The organism is Erwinia sp. PsM31, from assembly GCF_030433775.1.
GTDB classification, from domain to species: domain Bacteria; phylum Pseudomonadota; class Gammaproteobacteria; order Enterobacterales; family Enterobacteriaceae; genus Erwinia; species Erwinia aeris.
This window is the reverse complement of the sequence record NZ_JARUWZ010000013.1, coordinates 1-18,484: the sequence shown is the minus strand read 5'-3', so window position 1 is coordinate 18,484 and position 18,484 is coordinate 1. Positions and strand designations below refer to the sequence as shown.

Sequence of the window (18,484 nt, the reverse complement as noted above, 5' to 3'; positions counted from 1 at the left end):
TGTTGGGCGTTTCTACAAGAGGTAGTGCAACATCATGAAAAAATTAGTCGGCCTGATGCTAGCTTTAAGTTTTTGTTCCAGCGCGATGGCGTCAGAGGTGATTACCGTCAGCCGCTTTGAAGTGGGCAAGGACAAATGGGCCTTTAACCGCGAAGAGGTGATGCTAACCTGTACCAAAGACGGCGCGCTGTACGCAATTAATCCCAGCACGCTGATGCAGTATCCGCTGAACGATATCGCAAAGCAGCAGCTGAAAAGCGGGCAGGTGAAAGGCCAGCCGATCGACGTTATTCAGATTGATGACCCTGCGCAGCCGGGCCAGAAAAAGAGCCTGACGCCAATTATTGAGCGTGCGCAAAAGCTGTGTGATTAAACGTTTTGCCGCGCTGGCTTCCCGGCCAGCGCGGTAGCAGTAATTGTCCACTCCTGCCATCTTGTCACTGTTTCTGCCGTTACGATCACAGAGCTGTCATATTTTAGCTGGCCCTGAACCATACAGCTGGAAAATCTCCGCGCCTGAACTACCTTATAAAGAGCAAGGCGTCATAGCCTGCATAAATGCCAACTTTTAGCGCACGGCTCCTACCAGAGCCATTCCCCTGGACCAAAGACAGGAATCGTCTTTGGTCTTTTTTTGTTTAGGATTTTTAAACAGTAACTTACATTTAAATCAATCATTTAAGATCCCCCCAGTTGCACCTTATTACCCCCTGTAAGAACCTATGTAGACACTTTGTAGTCACTTTTTTGGGCCATTCTTGCCAGCAGATTGTTGGTCACGGCCTCTTCCAGATGATCAGGCGCAAAGTGTGCATTACGCATAGTTACCCTGATATCGAAATGCCCCAGGATGCGCTGCAGTACTACAATATTGCCACCGGCCATCATAAAGTGGCTGGCAAAGCCGTGACGCACGCCGTGGCTCATTTGGCCTTCTGGTAACTATTACGAAGCATTAATCGCGCAAAGTGATATAAAGCCTTTTGAATTTCTTAGTGAACGCCATCAATTAGGTCTGATACTCAGGAAACTGAATGATGTTGATAGTGTGATTATTGAGTATGTTCTTAGACCAGAAGCACATGCTGACAGTGTCCGGGTTAAAGGAGATTTCAGTATCAACGAAAGTTATTTTCCTGAGATACTGAAACGGCTGGATGAAATGATTACGTGGCAGAATTAAACATCCCGGCATCAGGTATGTTTATCAGATAATCCCCGCCGGGCGGGGATTGGTATCATGCTGGCTTTCCCGGCCAGACAATATCCGGCGTGCCGGTATCAACGGTCTGCACGTACTTCATGCACGCGGTCAGTAATGCCTTAATTTGAGCGTAGTCCGGCAACGTGATTCAGCCCGACCACTCTCGCGTGCCAGAATTACGTTGAATTAAGGTTGCCGGACTGTTTTTTAAATGTATAACTTAATTATTTTTTAAAGGAAAAAAAGAAATAAATTATCCAGTTTATAGCGGGGGTGATAGGATGCTATTCTGCAATGACTCATAAGGGACTTATAAAGCCATGGCTTACATCGATGCTAATCTTATCAAAAACGAAACGCTGCTTTATCGCGGTGAGGTAACATTATGGGCCTTACTGCCCTGGGTGATTTGGGGTGTCATTTTAGGCGCTATTACGGCAGGTTTAGGGTTATTGTTGATACCTTTTGGCTATTTTGTAATACGTTCTAACGAAGCCGGGATAACGGACAGACGCGTAATTGCTAAAACTGGTATTATCAAGCGAGATACAATCGAGATAGGGTTGAATAAAGTTTCCAGTCTGCAAATAAAACAAAGTATCGCAGGCCGTATTCTCGGCTATGGTTCTTTAATTATTTGCGATGTAGGTGCATCCCGTGCCCCTATAAAGTATATAAAGGATCCTATGGCGTTCAGACGCCGTTTTTTTGAGCTACAGGAAGAGAATGACGTGAAGTAATCGCGCAGCACGTACAGTCTAACCCAGCCGAAGCGCTGGGTTTTTTATCGGCTGAAGACTGTAATGCTGCATTGTTTAATGCATAGTGGTAGCTGTATATTCGGCTACCATATTGAATAATGCCAGAAAGCTTTTTTTGCCGACTGGCGTAATGGCAGCGGACAGCTCATCCATCCCTCGCGGCAGCGTCAGGAAAAATGCAGTTAGTTGCCTGGCAGAAGCAAGCCTCAGCTATCTGCCGGGCTTGCTTTATGCGTCGGCTGCCTGAAAAAGTATTTATGATGTACTTTCGGGATAACCCAGCGGGTAAAAAGGACATCGCGTTAAGCAGAGAAGTGGGTCTTCCGTACAATTATTACCAGGGGAAACGGCCCCCTACGTTTAACTCCTCAGAACCAAAATCAGGTGATTCTCCTCGTCTTGCCCGAATTTTTTCATCTTTTGTCGGCTTATGTGTATCGGCCCTGCTGGGGGTTTTTCCCGGAAGGCTATCACAGCCAAACCCTTTGCAAATTTTCAGGGGAGGCGTCTTGTCCTGAGGCGGTGGGTTTGAGCATGCCGCAAGGGTAAGGGAAAGGCTCACCAGTACAATATATTTCATTAACATTTTAAGTTCCTTTTAATAATGCCAGTTCCCATAGTAATGCTGACAATTTAAACAAAGCGTCTACGAGTACAAATTAATCGTTTGCGGCACTGGCACTATCCGTTAGTGCAATGGCCATACGCATTTTTTTGCTACTTAACCTAATTTTTTCAATTCTGTTGCCGATAAGAGCCTCTGACTATTGTAGTTTCAGCCTGCCAATATGAGTAACGGCTGGTCTGTTTTTTAAACACATGGTGTTTTTTAACAAGGAATAAAAAATGAAAAAAGTAGTAAAATGGGTGTTCTTCATTATCGTTGCGCTAATTGTGGTTCGCGCGCTTACCGGCCCCAGCGAGCAGAGTAAAAACGCGGCAAATACCGGCCAGGCGCAGCAGGGTAGCGCGACAGCATCCTCTTCACCGCAAAAAGAGGTTTACCATGTTTCCGCCACTAAACTTTTTAAAGATTATGAAGCAAACGAAGTTGCCACAGATGAGGCGATGAAAGGGAAACTTATTGCCGTAACGGGCACGGTACAGTCTATCGATAAAGATTTTACCAATGCCATTATTATCAGACTGAAAACCCCGAATCAGTTTATGGCCGCCAGTATGGAGATGCAGGATTCTGAGAAAAACACGGCTTTAACGCTCAAGAAGGGCAGTCAGGTTGAGGTGGTTTGTCAGCGCATGTCACGCGTTATCGGCACGCCTTCTGGCCGTCGCTGCGTATTTAATTAACGTGCGCACGGACTATTTCTGAAACACAGCCCGGCTTCCGGCTGGCTTAAAATAGCGTGAACGCCCTGGCCACCGAGCCGGGGCTTATTTTTGCCGCAGCAGGCGCAAAGTAAGCTATCAATTTAACAGGGTCAAACTATCCCGGAAATAAGGGCCGCATCCCGTATTAAGCGGTCTGGATTATCGGCCTATTTTAACTCATCAAACAGGGAAAGGAGAGACGCTGCTGCAAAATAATACCGGCGGGAAGCCGGTATCGAAAAGCGTAACGGCCTTGATTACGACTGCGGCTGACCTACCGGGCCTGCGCCCAGCGTACCGCCCGGCACGGACTGCGCGCTTGGTGCATGAGGACGGCCGTCGTTACCTACCGCGCTGCTGCGATTCATACAACCCGCCAGGGATAAAACGGCCAGCAGAGCGATAAGACCTTTAGTGCAATTTTTCATAATATTTTCCGTGGGTTGAAAAAGATTCAGAGCCTTAAGCGTAGCCTGGCGTTTGTTGATTGCCAGCAGCGGCCTGACAAAAACAGAGCGGAAAAATTTTCCTGCTTCTTTATCGGACGGTGACAGAAAAATCCTCTACTACACTTAACTAACTGCAAACTAAAGGAGGCAGTTATGTTTAAACATGAAACGAATAAAGAACGTAAAGATGAAGGCGACGTGCATAAAGGTCTGCCGGAAGCCGCGCCTTCGGCTGGTAATGCTTACGAGGAAGACGATTATCCGGCCAAGGATGCGCCTGATGAACACGGTGAAGTGCCGCGGACTCGCGATGATAGCCAGGCAGATAAAAAAGATCCTTATCAGGAAAAATAAGGTTTACTCAGGCCCGCTGCGGGCCTGATGCCCGCAGGTTATACGATTGCTTTAGGGTTGTGGACAGCGCTATTCTTTAGCTTCTGAAAAAAGGAAAAGCGCCTTGCAAAGGAGAGTGCAATGAAACATAGCCGCAAATATCGGGTCTGTTACTACGGCAGCCTGATAACCATTTTCTTTTTTCTGTCGCATACTTGCCTGCCGGCCCACGATCTCATCTTCCATCCTTTTCTGCTGCTTACCTGGATTTTTATTATTCGGGGTATAGTCGCGCTGTGGCAGGATGCTGTACGTTTTTGGCAGTGGTTTAACGGCTGACGCGCGCTTAAGCAAATAAATCTGCCGCCTGGTAACGATTCTGGCTGGAGTAGGATCGGTACTGACTCCGGGCCCGCTAGCGCGTTATTATGAAAAAGCCCTGGATAAGGGTGAATAAACGCCGAACGTTTATTCTTCTGGTGCCGGGTAAAGTGCTTTTCAACACGATACTTTACCTTTCAGGCTTGTTTATCAGAGATGAAAGCTCTACGCTGCCGTTTCCACGCCACGCGATTTACGCGTCTGGCGTACTGGCAGGAGCAAGCCTGATGAAAAGTAGCAAAGAGATTTCGATCGATCAGTTTACCGACAGCGAAAAAGAGCTGATTGACGCTAAAGTGAAAGCCCTCACGCTGAAAAAAGGCCATGTTCCTTCGCAAAAAGAAGAAAAAGAGATCCTGAAAGAGGCCAAACGGCTGGTAATGAAGGATCGCGTCATCAAAGAGACCAGCAAAGCCGTCGTGGCTAAAAAACCACGCAAGCCCGCCGCCGCCAAAGAAAGCGAAGTCAAAGAGTTTAACTGGTCTGCCTCCCTGCGCAAAAATCCACGGGCGCTAAAAGGCAGCTAGCCGATAAACACTAAATGCAGCGCCCTGAATAAGACTTCCAGCAGCAAGGCGCCGCCGATGATAACCAGTGCCAGCATCAGACTGAACTGTTGATCTGTTTCCATGTTATTGCCGCTCCCTGATAAGTTAACAGACTATACTTTAGAGCCTGTTAACTGAACATTTCGTAAACATTCCAGTCATTTTTCCTTCAGGATGCAACTATGGTGTATCAATACCTTAACGGCACGGCGTGGCGGCATATCTATATTGTGGGTGATATTCATGGCTGTCTCGCCATGCTGCACGAAGAGTTAGAGGCTCAGCGATTCGATGCCGGGCAGGATCTGCTGATAGCCGTAGGCGATTTGATCGATCGTGGCCCGGACAGCCCTGGCTGCGTGGCGCTGTTGAATAAGCCCTGGTTTCGCAGCGTGCGCGGCAATCATGAAGAGATGGCTATCGGGGCGCTGACGCGGGGCGATCATCAGCAGTGGATCGGCAACGGCGGCGACTGGTTCTATAAGCTGGAAGGCATGAAAATGATTGAGGCGAAACATGCGCTCAGCCGTTGTCGCCTGATGCCCTTAATTATTCATCTGGAACTGGAAAATAGCGTGGTGGTGGTCGCTCATGCCGACTATCCGGCCGAACGCTATGCGTGGGAGGCAGCAGTCGATCCTTTTAAGGTCGTCTGGAGCCGCAGCCGCGTTGAACAGGTACAGCAAGGAAAGGGCAAGGCCATCAGCGGCGCGGACGCTTTCTATTTTGGCCACACGCCGCTAAGCAAGCCGCTGAGTGCGGCGAATTTGCACTTTATCGATACCGGCGCCGTATTCGGCAACCGGCTCACAATGGTGCAGGTACAGTAATGCTCAGGAGAACAGCTTGCCGTCCCGCACCAGCTCCCGCGGGTAGCTGTTTTTAATCCGGCTCGATACTTTCTTTGCCAGGCCAATCGGCTGCTGTTGACAGGTGACAATCACTTCGTCGGCGGGCAGCGCACGCTCAGGATAAATGTCCCGTCCGCGATACCACTCTTCGGCTTCCGCCAGCGTCAGCTCAAAACGATTTGACGCCTGCGGCTGCGTCAGAGCGATAACCGCTTCGTGCTGCCAGCGATAGCCTTTGGCAAAGGTTTCAGCCAGCTTCAGGCCGATACGCGAAAAGCGAACCCGGCCCAGCAGCGGCTCCACGGCGCGCGGAAACAGCCAGAGCTCCTTATCACGCTGCCAAAGCGCATGGGCAGCGCTGTCCCACGCCAGCCCTGATTTAGCGGCAGCGGCCGTAATTTCCTGCTCATCTTTACGTTTTACCGGCGTAAAAGGCAGCTTACCCAGTTTATAATTTGGCGCGGGCATGGGCGGCACGCCCGCTGTTTTGCGCAGTCGCGCGACAAAGAAGCCTTCACTGTCAAAAATATGTGGGAAAACGTGCAAAAAGCCTTCCGGGGTGCTGGCCCGTTCGGCGCCGGCAAACAGGTCGTCTAAAGGTTCGATGACAACGGCGTCCGGATAGCGCGCCAGCAGCCAGGCGATGACCTGCTGATTTTCGCTGCGGTTCAGGGTGCAGGTGGAATAGACCAGCGTCCCGCCGGGTTTAAGGGCATGAAAGGCGCTATCGATTAAATCGTGCTGAGTGGCGGCAATCGCCTCGGTGCTTTCCAGCGACCAGTTGCGCAGCGCATCGGCGTCCTTACGGATTACGCCTTCGCCAGAGCAGGGCGCATCCAGCAAAATGGCGTCGAAGGTTTCCGGCAGCGCCGGCCCGAAGACGCGGCCGTCGAAATGGGCGATCGCCGTATTGCTGACGCCGCAGCGGCTGATGTTGGCGTGCAGCACCTTGACCCGGCTGGCGGAGTATTCGTTGGCGAGAAGCGCGCCCTTGTTACTCATCGAGGCGGCAATCTGGGTGGTTTTAGATCCCGGCGCGGCGGCCATGTCCATTACGCGTTCCGGCGCGGGCGAACCGGCAAACAGCGCGGTTACCGGCAGCATGGAACTGGCTTCCTGAATATAAAACAGCCCCGCCAGATGTTCCGCCGTACTGCCTAAAGGCAGCGTGTCGGCATCGTCACGGCTGATCCAGAACCCTTCCTTACACCAGGGGACGGGCGTCAGCGCCCATTGATAAGGCTCGACCAGCGCCAGAAACGCCTCAACGCTGATTTTCAAGGTATTGACGCGCAGGCTGCGGCGCAGCGGCTGCTGGCTGAAGGCAATAAACTGCTCGAACTCGGCGCTGTCGGGCAGCAGCTCGCGCATCTGATTTAAAAAAAGATCCGGGAAGTACACGCGTGAAGAAGAAGACACTGAAAGATTCCGCTGGCAATAAAGTGGGGCGAGTTTATCACACTCTGCGGCGGCAAAAAAAACGGGCAGCCAGGCTGCCCGTTTCGATTATTTTGCCGGCAGCGCCGTGCCCCATTTACGCCAGTCTTTCGGCTCCTCGTCCTCCAGCAGATAATGCTTGCCGCTGGTGGCCTGCGGTGCCAGCGGCACGGTCGGCGGGGTGGCAAACTGAATGCCGCCCTGAATAAACTGTTGGAAGGTGCCGGTTTTCACCACGCCGCCAATCAGGCCAAACTTGAAGTTGTAGCCGGAGGCCAGCCAGAACACCGAGTTATTGCGCACCAGATGCTGGTATTTTTTGCTGATGCGTAGCGTAATCTGCACGCGATCGGCCATCGATCCCAGCGAGGTGCCCGTTACCGTACCGACCTCGATTCCCCGGAACAGTACCGGCGTACCGACAGACAGCGAGCCGCCTTCAGGCGCGTCCAGCACCACGTTCAGGCCATCCAGATAGCGTGCGTCGGTAATGGTTGATTCCTGTAGTTCAAAGGTGCGCTGCGCGCGGCCTTTGCCGGGATCGACATTGATATAAGGCTGGAGCAGGGTATCCAGATGATTAACGCCCGCTGCGGAAATCTCCGGCGACACTACCGAGAACCGGCTGCCCAGCCGCGCGAAATCCTGTACGTATTCCGGATAAAGCACGGCTTTGGCAATCACCTGATTTTTGTCGTTATTGAGCGCCAGAGATTCCAGCTGGCCGATGGTGATGCCGAGATAGCGGATAGGCATCCCTGAGGAGAGCTTGCTGGCGTCGTAGGTATGCAGCGTAATCTGACTGCCGACCGCTCTGGCCGCCGTTTCTGATTCAAACAGCGTGCGCTTGTCTTTACTCGTCAGGCCCGCACCGGCGCCGCTGAGGTTATCAAAGCTGATAGCGCCCTTCAGCGCGCGGTTAAGCGGCGAAGCCTGCACGGTCAGGCCGCTGCCGTTAAGCTGCACGCGCGCGCCGCCTTCCGACCAGAACACGCTGTTCGGCGTCAGCAGCTTGCGGTATTCCGGCTTGATGTGCACGCGCACGTCGAACTCGTTAGCTCTTGGCGTGACCTCCACGATCTCGCCGACCTGAAACTTACGATAGAGCACCACTGAACCGGCCTGAATATCCGGCAGGCTGTTGGCGGTCAGCGTCAGGGTGGTAGGCAACTGGTTGGTGGTAATGCCTTCGGCGGCTTTTTCCGCATTAGCAAACAGCGGATAGCTCTCTTTTGGCGCACCCTTGCTGCCGGGATCCAGGCGAATGCCGCCGTCGATCCATTCGCGTGCGCTGGCGCCCAGCACTTCCATACCGTCCAGCCCCAGCTTAACGTCCAGCCGACTGTTGATAATAAACTTGCTGTCGCCGTGCACCAGTTCGCGATACTCAGGCGTAACAGCGATAATAAAATTCACGCCTTTTTCATTGAGCTTGCGGCTGACCACCTGGCCAATCTGCATCCCGTGCAGCATTACGGGCTGGCCTGCATCGATACCGTAGCTTTCCGGCGCGGTCAGCTTCACTTCCAGCGTGTCAGGCCGCTGCAGCAGCGACTCGTTGCTTTGCAGCACGGTAAAGCGATCCTGCGGTTCGCCTTCGCCAGGCACCAGTTCGAGCGTGCTGCCGGTTAACAGACTGCTGAGGCTGGTATCGGCGAGGGTGATTTTGGGGCTGCGCATCTCAATGCGGGTGCCGGTACGCATCAGGCCGGTTACCGACGGATCGATGGTCAGTTCGCCTTTTACCTTGCCGTCGGGCTGTAAGTTCAGCGCGGTTAGCTTGCCGACCTCCAGTCCCTGATACATCAGCGGCGTGCTGCCCGCCTTCAGGTTTTTGCCGTCGGGCAGGTCAAGCGTGATAATCACGCCGCGATGGCTGTGCGCCAAATCCGGGTAGAGCTGATAGCTGTCATCGCTTTTTGCCTGCGCGGAGTCGGCTGGCGAGTCAAACGCAATTGCACCGTTGACCAGCGCCGCCAGGCTCTCCAGCTGCACTTTGGCACCGCTCAGGCCCACATCGGCCTTCACCCCGGAGACGTTCCAGAAGCGGCTCTCTTTTTTCACCAGGTTGGTGAAGCGGCGCTCGATCAGCACGTCAACGGTTACGCCCTGATTGCCAGGGTTGATGCTGTAGTCATAGACGCGGCCAACCGGGATTTTACGGAAATAGACCAGCGAGCCGGTATTCAGCGAGCTTAAATCGGCGGCGTGCAGATGGATCATCATCTCGCCCGTGTTCATGCGATATTTCGGCTGCGTATCCAGCGCCACAAAATGCTCCTGCGGCTTGCCTTTGCCCGGCATCATGCCGATATAGTTGCCGCCCACCAGCGCATCGAGGCCCGACACGCCCGCCAGTGACGCTTTCGGCGTCACCAGCCAGAACTGCGTTTTATCGCGCAGCGCGTCTTTCATATCGCTCTTGATGCTGGCCTTGATCTTAATGGTGCGCAGATCGTCAGTCATGCTGATGCCCTGCACCAGACCCACCTCGACGCCCTGATAGCGCACCGGCGTTCGGCCAGGCACAATGCCGTCAGCGGTGGCGAAATCGATGGTAACCGTGGTGCCGCGCTCCTGGTAATTGTTCCAGACGAGCCAGCCCGCTATCAACAGCGCAATCAAAGGCAGCAGCCAGAACGGCGAAATTTTGCGGCGGCTTTTCACGCGTGCGCTAGTCGGTGTAGTCGGCGTTTCCTGTTGCATGTGCATCCCAAAGTAAACGGCTATCCAGCCACTCGACGGCAAGGATAGTAAGAATAACCGCTGAGCCAAAATAGAAGGCAGCCGGTCCCATAGTAAAAGCCAGAAGCTGGTCGCGATTCACCAGCGACATGGTTAAGGCAATAACAAACAGGTCCAGCATAGACCAGCGTCCGACCCAGGTAACTACCCGCAGCAGACGAACGCGCGTTTTCAGACCCTGTTCACATTTAAAATGGATGCTGAGCAGCAGCGTCAGCAGCACGATAACCTTGGTGAAAGGCACCAGGATACTGGCGATAAAAACCACGATCGCTACCGGAATATTGCCGGAAGCGAGCGAAAGAATACCGGAAAGAATAGTATCCTCCTGGCGCGCGCCGTTGAGATAAATAACGGAAATCGGCAGCAGATTGGCCGGGATCAGCAATACCACCGCAGAGATCAGCGCCGCCCAGGATTTTTGCAGGCTGTGGCGACGACGCAGTCGTAGCGGCGTATGGCAGCGCGGGCAGCGGCCCCGTTCGTCAGGCAGGCCGGTATGATGGCAGTTCAGGCAAACGCGCAGCTGCTCGGGGGCGATATGCGGCTGCGGCTGCGGATAAAAGCGATGCCACAGCTGTTCAACGTTGATATGAATAAGCGTCACCAGGCTCAGCGCGGCCAGCGACAGGAAGGCGAGCAGGCCGGTGCCGGGATTGATATCCGCATAGTCCTGCACCTTGATAGAAGCGACGGCGATACCGACCAGATAGATATCCAGCATGACCCACTCTTTCAGCCGATCGAGCATCAGCAGCACCGGCCGCAAATTTAAACCCAGCCGGTCACCAAAAAAAAGCCAGCCGATTGACGCCACCAGCGTGGCGGGCGCGCCGATGGTGCAAAAGGCCACCATAGAGGCGGTAATCACGTTGCCCTGCTGCGCCATCTGGATAATGCCTTCCAGCAGGCTGGCGCGGATAGTGGTGCCCAGCAGCCGGATAGTCAGCAGCGGTTCGCTAAAGGCAAACGGCATCAGCAGCAGCATAGTGACGGCCATTGCCGCCAGCCGCGTCATCGACCAGTCGCGTCCGTTAAGGATACGGGCGTTGCAGCGCGGGCAGTGCGCCGACTGGTTCGATTTAACATCTGGTAAGGAAAAAAGGGTATCGCATTGCGGACAACGCTGATAACGTTCCTGAGGCAGAATTTGGCTGATAGCGTATATTTTCACGAATTATCCGGATTTGCAGGGTACGGTCAGGCAAAATCGCCCCGGCGAACCACTCTTACGTTTGTTTTTAAAGCTTCAGACCAACAAGGGTATATTAACTAACGGAATCATTCACCTTGTCCGTCTGGACATTTAATGCTTATTTTATCAGGCGAAGCCATTCCGGGCTTCGTAACAGTTTTAATAATGGTTAAAAAATGACTAAAAAAGAATTTTACTCGGATCTCAATCGTGATTTACGCGCGCTTATCGCCGGCGAAACCAGTTTTCTGGCCGCGATGGGCAACTGCAGCGCGCTGCTGTTTGAGCGCCTGGAAGGCGTTAACTGGGCCGGGTTTTATCTGCTGACGGAAGAGAAGACCCTGGTGCTGGGACCGTTTCAGGGCAAAATCGCCTGCGTACGCATTCCGGTAGGCCGCGGCGTCTGCGGAACGGCGGTGGCGGAGAGCGCCGTACAGCGCGTGGACGACGTCCATGCCTTCCCCGGGCATATTGCCTGCGACGCGGCCAGCAATGCCGAAATCGTGCTGCCGCTGGTGGTAAACGGCGAGACGATCGGCGTACTGGATATCGACAGCGTGGAATATAATCGCTTCGATCAGGAAGACGAAAACGGGCTGATTACGCTGGTTGACGGGCTGTGTGAAGTGCTTGCCGGCACGGACGTGGAAAAATTTATTCACATGAAACGCAGCTAAAGTGCTGGATCACGTAGCATTTGCTGATGGTGTCATTATAATGACGCCTGTTCATGCCTGCGCTGGTTGGCAAACCCGTTGTAATCAGGAAATTTCATGGAAAATCAACCTAAGTTGAATAGCAGTAAAGAAGTAATCGCCTTTCTGGCGGAGCGGTTCCCACAGTGCTTCAGTGCCGAAGGCGAAGCGCGACCGCTAAAAATCGGCATCTTTCAGGATTTAGTCGACCGCGTGCAGGGCGAAATGGGCCTGAGTAAAACTCAGCTTCGTTCCGCGCTGCGCCTTTATACTTCAAGCTGGCGCTATTTATACGGCATCAAAGCTGGTGCCACCCGCGTTGACCTGGACGGCAACGCCTGCGGCGTTCTGGACGAGCAGCACGTGGAACACGCCCGTAAGCAGCTCGAAGAGGCCAAGGCGCGCGTTCAGGCGCAGCGCGAGCAGCAGCAAGCGAAAAAACGCGAAGCGGGTGAAGAAACTGCCCCTCGTCGTCCACGCAAGCCGGTTCGTAAACCTTCTGCTGAAGGCGAGCAGCCTCGGGCCGCACGCAGCAAGCCGCAGCGTAATCCTGGCCGCGCGCCTTCCGCAGAACGCCAACCGCAACGCACGACACCCGTTACGGATACCGCAGCATTGCAGGTGGGTCAAAACATCAAAGTCACGGCAGGCAAAAGTGCGATGGATGCAACCATTCTTGAGATTACAAAAGATGGCGTCCGGGTACAGCTGGCTTCCGGCCTGGCAATGATAGTGCGCGCAGAACACTTGCAGTTCTGATACGGAGGCCAATCAGGGCATGAACAACTTTTTTAAAACCACCGTTATTGCTGCACTGTTGTTTACCGGACATGTTTTCGCCGCCGATGCTATTACGCGCGCCGAGCAAATTCCGCAGCTTCATCAGGAACCGCAGCACGCGACCGTCAGCGAGCGCGTGACGTCGCGCTTTACGCGTTCCCACTATCGTCAGTTCGACCTGGATAAAGATTTCTCCGCGAAAATTTTCGCCCGCTATCTAAATCTGTTGGACTACAACCACAATGTGCTGCTGGCTTCTGACGTGGCGCAGTACAACACCAAAAAAACCACGCTGGGCGATGAACTGAAATCGGGTCAGCTGAATGTTTTTTACGATTTATATAACCTGGCGCAGAAACGCCGTTTTGAGCGCTATCAATACGCGCTGACGGTGCTGAACAAGCCGATGAATTTTAGCGGTCACGATACTATTGATATCGACCGCAGCAAGGCACCCTGGCCGCAAACCACTGCGGAGCTGAACCAGCTTTGGGATGCCAAAGTCAAATATGACGAGCTGAGCCTGAAGCTGACGGGCAAAGAGGAAAAGGAGATCCGCGAGGTTCTCACCAAGCGCTATCAGTTTGCTATCCGCCGTCTGGCGCAGAGCAATAGCGAGGACGTTTTCCAGCTGGCGATGACCGCTTTCGCGCGTGAAATCGATCCGCATACCAGCTACCTGTCTCCGCGCAATACCGATCAGTTCAATACTGAAATGAGTCTGTCGCTGGAAGGTATCGGCGCCGTACTGCAAATGGATGATGATTACACCGTGATCAACTCCATGGTTGCGGGCGGCCCGGCAGCCAAAAGCAAAGCGATTACCGTGGGCGATCGTATCGTCGGCGTCGGCCAGCCCGGCAAACCGGTTCAGGACGTGATCGGCTGGCGTCTGGACGACGTCGTGGCGCAGATTAAAGGCCCGAAAGGCAGCAAAGTGCGTCTGGAGATCCTGCCGGCCGGCAAGGGCACCAAAACCCGTATTATTACGCTGACCCGTGAAAAAATCCGTCTGGAAGATCGCGCGGTGAAAATGAGCGTGCATAACGTCGGCAAAGAGAAAGTCGGCGTACTGGATATTCCGGGCTTCTACGTGGGTCTGACCGACGATGTTAAAGTGCAGCTGCAAAAGCTGCAGAAGCAGAATGTCGACAGCGTAGTGATCGACCTGCGTACCAACGGCGGCGGGGCGCTGACGGAGGCGGTATCGCTTTCCGGCCTGTTTATTCCGGGCGGCCCGGTGGTGCAGGTGCGCGATAACAACGGCAAGGTGCGTCAGGACAGCGATACCGACAGCATGGTTTACTATAAAGGCCCGCTGGTGGTGCTGGTAGACCGTTTCAGCGCCTCGGCTTCCGAGATCTTTGCCGCCGCCATGCAGGATTATGGTCGCGCGCTGATCGTCGGTGAACCGACCTTTGGTAAAGGCACCGTGCAGCAGTATCGCTCGCTGAACCGTATCTACGATCAGATGCTGCGTCCCGAATGGCCCGCGTTGGGATCCATCACCTACACCATCCAGAAGTTCTACCGCGTTAACGGCGGCAGTACCCAGCGTAAAGGCGTTACGCCGGATCTGCTGATGCCGACCGGCGTGGAAGCGGTGGAAACCGGTGAGAAATTCGAGGATAACGCGCTGCCGTGGGACAGCATTGATGCGGCGGCCTATACCAAAACCGGCGATGTTAAACCGCTGATCCCGCAGCTGCTCAAGACGCATCAGGATCGTATCGCGAAGGATATGGAGTTCCAGTACATCCTGAAAGATATTGCCCGCTTCAACGCGATGAAGGATAAGCGCAATATCATCTCGCTGAATCTTGCCGAGCGTGAGAAAGAAAATCACGAGGATGACGCGCTGCGGCTGGAGCGGATCAACGCCCGCTTTAAAGTGGAAGGCAAAAAGCCGCTGGCGAAGCTTGAGGATCTGCCGAAGGATTACAAAGAGCCGGATCCTTACCTGGACGAAACGGTCAATATCGCCAATGATATGGCGCAGCTGGAAAAAAGCCAGAGCACCAAATAACCCCCAGGGCACAGCGCAAGCTGTGCCTTATTTTTACCTGAACTTTCCCAATCCACGCGGTAACTTTGCCTTTCCTGACAGTCAATGTTTTCCTGAACGTTAAAAGTTAAGACAAAATGTAAAGTTATGTCTTTTTAGACACTTAATGCCCTTTGCCGCTTGAAATGTTTTGCCGCGCCCATAGGATAGTTATCCGCTATAAGCGATTTTTTAACTGAGGAAGAAGAAATTTTATGATGCGTATTGCGCTTTTCCTGTTAACCAACCTGGGCGTAATGTTGGTTTTTGGACTGATCCTCAGTCTGACGGGAATTCAGTCAAGCAGTGTTCAGGGCCTGATGATCATGGCGGGTCTGTTTGGCTTTGGCGGTGCGTTTGTCTCACTGCTGATGTCTAAATGGATGGCGCTGCGCTCCGTAGGCGGTGAGGTCATTGAGCAGCCACGTAACGAAACCGAGCGCTGGCTGATGCAGACCATTGCCGGACAGGCGCAGCAGGCGGGCATTGCTATGCCGCAGGTCGCTATTTATCATGCGCCGGACATTAATGCCTTTGCTACCGGCGCGCGCCGCGATGCCTCACTGGTTGCGGTTTCTACCGGGCTGCTGCAAAACATGAACCGCGATGAGGCCGAGGCGGTGCTGGCGCATGAGATCAGCCATATCGCCAACGGCGATATGGTGACGATGACGCTGATCCAGGGCGTGGTAAACACCTTTGTGATCTTTATCTCGCGTATTATCGCGCAGATAGCCGCAGGCTTTATGTCGGGCGATCGCGAAGAGGGCGAAAGCAGCAACGGCAACCCGCTGGTCTATTTTGCGGTGTCGATGGTGCTGGAGCTGGTGTTCGGTATTCTGGCCAGCATTATCACCATGTGGTTCTCGCGCCATCGTGAGTACCATGCCGATGCCGGTTCGGCGCGTCTGGTTGGCCGCGAGAAAATGATCGCCGCGCTGCAACGTCTGAAAACCAGCTATGAGCCGCAGGAAGCAAGCACCATGATGGCGTTCTGCATTAACGGTAAATCGAAGTCGCTGAGCGAGCTGTTTATGTCGCATCCACCGCTGGATAAGCGTATTGAGGCGTTGCGCAGCGGCCAGTACCTGAAATAGTCGTTAAGATGATAAATGTCGGTCGCTGACCGGCATTTTTTTGCCTGTCGATCAGCCCGCTTTCTGTTGCGGCCCCGGCTGCGTCAGCCGAAGCGCGCTGACGATGGCGGCCAGCGTAGAAAATCCCCCCGCCAGCAGCAGCGAGGCGTGCGTGCCCTGATCGCTGAACAGATTGAACATTAACGCGACCAGCGCCGCGCCGCTGGTTTGACCCAGCAGGCGCGCCGTGCCCAACATGCCGCTCGCGCCACCGCTGCGATGACGTGGCGCCGAACTGATAATAGTGTGGTTGTTGGGCGACTGAAACAGGCCAAAGCCCGCGCCGCAGATCATCATGCGCCAGATAATGCTCCAGTTATCCGGCGAAGCTGGCAGCAGCGCCAGCGAAAACAGGCCGATCGCAAAGCATCCCAGCCCTATAGCGCCCAACAGCCCGGCATGGTAGCGCTCGATGAGTCTGCCCGCTATCGGTGCCATCACCATCGTTGCCAGCGGCCACGGCGTCAGCAGCAGGCCTGTCGCTACCTCGTCGCGATGCAGCACGGTTTGCAGAAAAAACGGCAGCGACACCATCGCCAGCATCTGCGCGCAAAAGGAGCATACCGAGGTGCCGAGCGACAGCGAGAATACCGGGATACGCAGCAGGTCGACCGGCAGCAGCGGCACCGGCAGCCGCAGCTGCCGACGAATAAACACCACGCCAATAACTACCAGCGCGACCAGTTCCGCCGCAACCAGTTTGCCGCTCTGACCCTGGGCGAAACCGCTCAGCGCAGAGATTAACAGGCCAAACGTCAGCGCGTTCATGATGGCGCTGGGAATATCAAAGCGCTGTTCGCTGGCTTTTTGCGGATTATCGGGTAGAAAGCGGAAGGCGAGAAATAGCGCGCCGAGGCCTACCGGCACGTTAATCAGGAACAGCCATTGCCAGGAGGCGACAGAGAGCACGGCAGCGGCCACGGTCGGGCCAGCGGCGGTTGAGACGGCGACGATGAGGGAGTTAATGCCCATTCCGCGCCCCAGGTAGCGCTGCGGATAAATGATGCGGATCAGCGCGGTGTTCACGCTCATCAGTGCCGCGCCGCCAAAACCCTGCAGCACCCTGGCGAAGGTCAACATGCCCAGCGAGTCGGAAAACGCGCAGAACAGCGAGGTACAGGTAAATACCACCAGTCCACACTGATAGACGCGGCGGTAGCCCAGGATATCGCCCAGAAAAGAGAGCGAAAGCAGCGAGACGATAATCGCCAGCTGATAGGCGTTGACGATCCAGATTGAGGCCGCCGGACTGGCCTGAAGATCGCGGGCAATGGTTGGCAGCGCCACGTTGGCGATAGCGCCGTCCAGCACGGCAACGGTAATACCCAGTGCGATAGCTAAAATCGCGCCATAGCGCTGCGGAACGGGCAGGCCATCCTGCGGAGTAGAGGTCGGCATAACGTGATTACTAAAAAGAGGGGAATATCAACATGCTAATGAAATTGTCACAAAAAAGCAGCGAGTCTTGTGACAAAAAACTGTCTTAAAATATGTATATTTCCCCCAGCAACCACAGCTGGCAAAGATTATTCTTTAACTGCTTATGATTGCAGCGGCTTACTTTGGCTGTATGGTTGGGTATCAGCCTCTGCGCGCCCCCATCTGTAGCGCCCCGCTCGGTGTCACAGGTTGCCGTCTTCTTCCCCAGCCAGGCTGTCTAATTGAGTGATTTGAGCCCAAATTGAGTGTGCCACTACAGTTTCAGTCTCTGTAAAGGGAAAGGTTCACCGGGTTTTTTATTGCTGCTCATTCAACAATGCAGCGTTGGCCGGTCAGGGTGTAGACATAATCATTACTTTCAATCTGGTCATGGAAGTTCCTCATCCGGCACATTGAAGCTACACATTCCGGTAAAGCCTTTGTTCACATAGACACTGTGAAATTGTTTGTTATAAACACAAATCCGATCACCGTTAGAATCAACAAACTGAGATTCAAGCATTGCAGCACGTGCAGAGTGACAACCCAGACCCACTATCAGCCAGAAGGAAGCGCAGCCAGCCTGGGCTAATTTTCTTGCATTTGATGGTTTCATTACCTTTCCCCCGAAAGCGTTACAATGGGGCGGTTAAGCCCCAAAAGTTTTAATCAGTGGAAATGAGAATGACCACCAAAACCCTCAGAGCGTGAGTTGTCGTGACCGTAGCCATGACCCCCGAAAGCGTGACTGTGTGCATTGTCTGAACCGCGTCCATCATGACCAGATGTGTGACCGCCCTTGTTGTCGTGGTCAGCGCCACCTTTTACCGGTTGGATATTCTGGAAGTAAGAAACCGTCTGAGGCACGGCAATCTGTACCTGTGGCGCTACCTGTGCAAGCTGAGCAGCGGTGACCGTCTGCTGTACGCCGTCAATCTGAACCCTGACAGCCATCTGAGGATTTTTAGCAGCAACCTGAGCCGCGCTAAAGTTCATGGTAGTGACTGCATAGCCAGGGCGCTGAGTAAGGCCGCTATAGCTGATTGCCTGCTGTGGTTCAGCGTACTGGGCAACGCCAGACTGTTTAACGCCATAGTTTGCAACCTGCTGAGCCTGCAGAGCAGCCTGCATCTGAGCATTAACCTCTGCAACACCACCTGCAACAACTTGCTGACGG

Annotated in this window: 19 protein-coding genes and 1 pseudogene; 12 read left to right on the top strand and 8 right to left on the bottom strand. The window is 53.9% G+C overall.

The window, feature by feature from the left end; genetic code table 11:
* The first annotated feature begins 34 nt into the window (after positions 1-34).
* Positions 35-373 (top strand): YebY family protein, encoded by a 339-nt coding sequence (locus QCD69_RS12035; protein WP_125287886.1) that lies wholly within the window; start codon positions 35-37, stop codon positions 371-373.
* A gap of 347 nt (positions 374-720) precedes the next feature.
* Here the strand turns inward: QCD69_RS12035 and QCD69_RS12030 are convergent.
* Positions 721-942, bottom strand: a pseudogene (locus tag QCD69_RS12030) (tyrosine-type recombinase/integrase); the annotation flags it as partial.
* A gap of 582 nt (positions 943-1,524) precedes the next feature.
* Between QCD69_RS12030 and QCD69_RS12025 the strand changes: the two are divergent.
* Positions 1,525-1,944, top strand: a complete 420-nt coding sequence (locus tag QCD69_RS12025; protein WP_301252179.1) for a PH domain-containing protein — start codon at positions 1,525-1,527, stop codon at positions 1,942-1,944.
* Positions 1,945-2,299: 355 nt separating this feature from the next.
* Here QCD69_RS12025 and QCD69_RS12020 read toward each other — a convergent pair whose 3' ends face one another.
* A complete protein-coding gene (locus tag QCD69_RS12020; RefSeq protein ID WP_301252178.1) occupies positions 2,300-2,551 on the bottom strand; it encodes a hypothetical protein in 252 nt (83 codons plus the stop codon).
* A 260-nt stretch (positions 2,552-2,811) separates the two neighbouring features.
* On the opposite strand from QCD69_RS12020, the gene QCD69_RS12015 reads away from it, so the two are divergent.
* Positions 2,812-3,273, top strand: a complete 462-nt coding sequence (locus tag QCD69_RS12015) for an OB-fold protein (RefSeq protein WP_301252177.1) — start codon at positions 2,812-2,814, stop codon at positions 3,271-3,273.
* Positions 3,274-3,551: 278 nt separating this feature from the next.
* Here QCD69_RS12015 and QCD69_RS12010 read toward each other — a convergent pair whose 3' ends face one another.
* Positions 3,552-3,722 (bottom strand): hypothetical protein, encoded by a 171-nt coding sequence (locus tag QCD69_RS12010; RefSeq protein WP_253460801.1) that lies wholly within the window; start codon positions 3,720-3,722, stop codon positions 3,552-3,554.
* 174 nt (positions 3,723-3,896) lie between these two features.
* Between QCD69_RS12010 and QCD69_RS12005 the strand changes: the two genes are divergently transcribed.
* The 4 genes from QCD69_RS12005 (at position 3,897) to QCD69_RS11990 (ending at position 5,835) form a co-directional block, all read left to right on the top strand.
* Positions 3,897-4,097 carry a hypothetical protein gene (locus tag QCD69_RS12005; RefSeq protein ID WP_253460804.1) on the top strand — a complete coding sequence of 67 codons (201 nt, stop codon included), beginning with the start codon at positions 3,897-3,899 and terminating at the stop codon, positions 4,095-4,097.
* A 120-nt stretch (positions 4,098-4,217) separates the two neighbouring features.
* The gene (locus tag QCD69_RS12000) at positions 4,218-4,415 is read left to right on the top strand and encodes a hypothetical protein (protein ID WP_253460807.1); all 198 of its coding nucleotides are present in this window, start codon (positions 4,218-4,220) and stop codon (positions 4,413-4,415) included.
* 269 nt (positions 4,416-4,684) lie between these two features.
* Entirely contained in the window at positions 4,685-4,984 is a 300-nt protein-coding gene (yjbD, locus tag QCD69_RS11995; protein ID WP_125287823.1) for a DUF3811 domain-containing protein, read from the top strand.
* 203 nt (positions 4,985-5,187) lie between these two features.
* A complete protein-coding gene (locus tag QCD69_RS11990) occupies positions 5,188-5,835 on the top strand; it encodes a metallophosphoesterase (protein WP_253460810.1) in 648 nt (215 codons plus the stop codon).
* Positions 5,836-5,838: 3 nt separating this feature from the next.
* Here the strand turns inward: QCD69_RS11990 and rsmF are convergent, their stop codons facing one another.
* The 3 genes from rsmF to yebS form a co-directional block, all read right to left on the bottom strand.
* A complete protein-coding gene (gene rsmF / locus QCD69_RS11985; protein ID WP_301252175.1) occupies positions 5,839-7,275 on the bottom strand; it encodes a 16S rRNA (cytosine(1407)-C(5))-methyltransferase RsmF in 1,437 nt (478 codons plus the stop codon).
* A gap of 87 nt (positions 7,276-7,362) precedes the next feature.
* Complete coding sequence (locus QCD69_RS11980; RefSeq protein ID WP_301252174.1) at positions 7,363-9,999, bottom strand: PqiB family protein; 2,637 nt, start codon at positions 9,997-9,999, stop codon at positions 7,363-7,365.
* Positions 9,968-11,212, bottom strand: coding sequence for a membrane integrity lipid transport subunit YebS (gene yebS / locus QCD69_RS11975; RefSeq protein WP_253460815.1), 1,245 nt, complete (start codon positions 11,210-11,212; stop codon positions 9,968-9,970). The genes QCD69_RS11980 and yebS overlap by 32 nt, the downstream gene beginning before the upstream one ends.
* Positions 11,213-11,409: 197 nt before the next feature.
* On the opposite strand from yebS, the gene QCD69_RS11970 reads away from it, so the two are divergent.
* From QCD69_RS11970 to htpX, 4 genes are all read left to right on the top strand, one after another.
* Positions 11,410-11,910: a GAF domain-containing protein gene (locus QCD69_RS11970; RefSeq protein WP_253460817.1), complete on the top strand. Its 501-nt coding sequence runs from the start codon at positions 11,410-11,412 to the stop codon at positions 11,908-11,910.
* Positions 11,911-12,006: 96 nt separating this feature from the next.
* Positions 12,007-12,687, top strand: coding sequence for an RNA chaperone ProQ (gene proQ / locus QCD69_RS11965; protein ID WP_125287814.1), 681 nt, complete (start codon positions 12,007-12,009; stop codon positions 12,685-12,687).
* Positions 12,688-12,706: 19 nt separating this feature from the next.
* Positions 12,707-14,734 carry a carboxy terminal-processing peptidase gene (gene prc, locus QCD69_RS11960; RefSeq protein WP_301252172.1) on the top strand — a complete coding sequence of 676 codons (2,028 nt, stop codon included), beginning with the start codon at positions 12,707-12,709 and terminating at the stop codon, positions 14,732-14,734.
* Between the two features lie 233 nt (positions 14,735-14,967).
* Positions 14,968-15,849: a protease HtpX gene (gene htpX / locus QCD69_RS11955; RefSeq protein WP_125287812.1), complete on the top strand. Its 882-nt coding sequence runs from the start codon at positions 14,968-14,970 to the stop codon at positions 15,847-15,849.
* Positions 15,850-15,900: 51 nt separating this feature from the next.
* Here the strand turns inward: htpX and QCD69_RS11950 are convergent, their stop codons facing one another.
* Together QCD69_RS11950 and QCD69_RS11945 are read right to left on the bottom strand one after the other, a co-directional pair.
* Positions 15,901-17,286, bottom strand: a complete 1,386-nt coding sequence (locus QCD69_RS11950; RefSeq protein WP_301252170.1) for an MFS transporter — start codon at positions 17,284-17,286, stop codon at positions 15,901-15,903.
* A 409-nt stretch (positions 17,287-17,695) separates the two neighbouring features.
* Entirely contained in the window at positions 17,696-17,923 is a 228-nt protein-coding gene (locus QCD69_RS11945) for a hypothetical protein (RefSeq protein WP_301252169.1), read from the bottom strand.
* A 173-nt stretch (positions 17,924-18,096) separates the two neighbouring features.
* Here QCD69_RS11945 and QCD69_RS11940 point away from each other — a divergent pair.
* A partial coding sequence (locus QCD69_RS11940; RefSeq protein ID WP_301252168.1) for a hypothetical protein occupies positions 18,097-18,484 on the top strand: 388 nt, incomplete at its 3' end.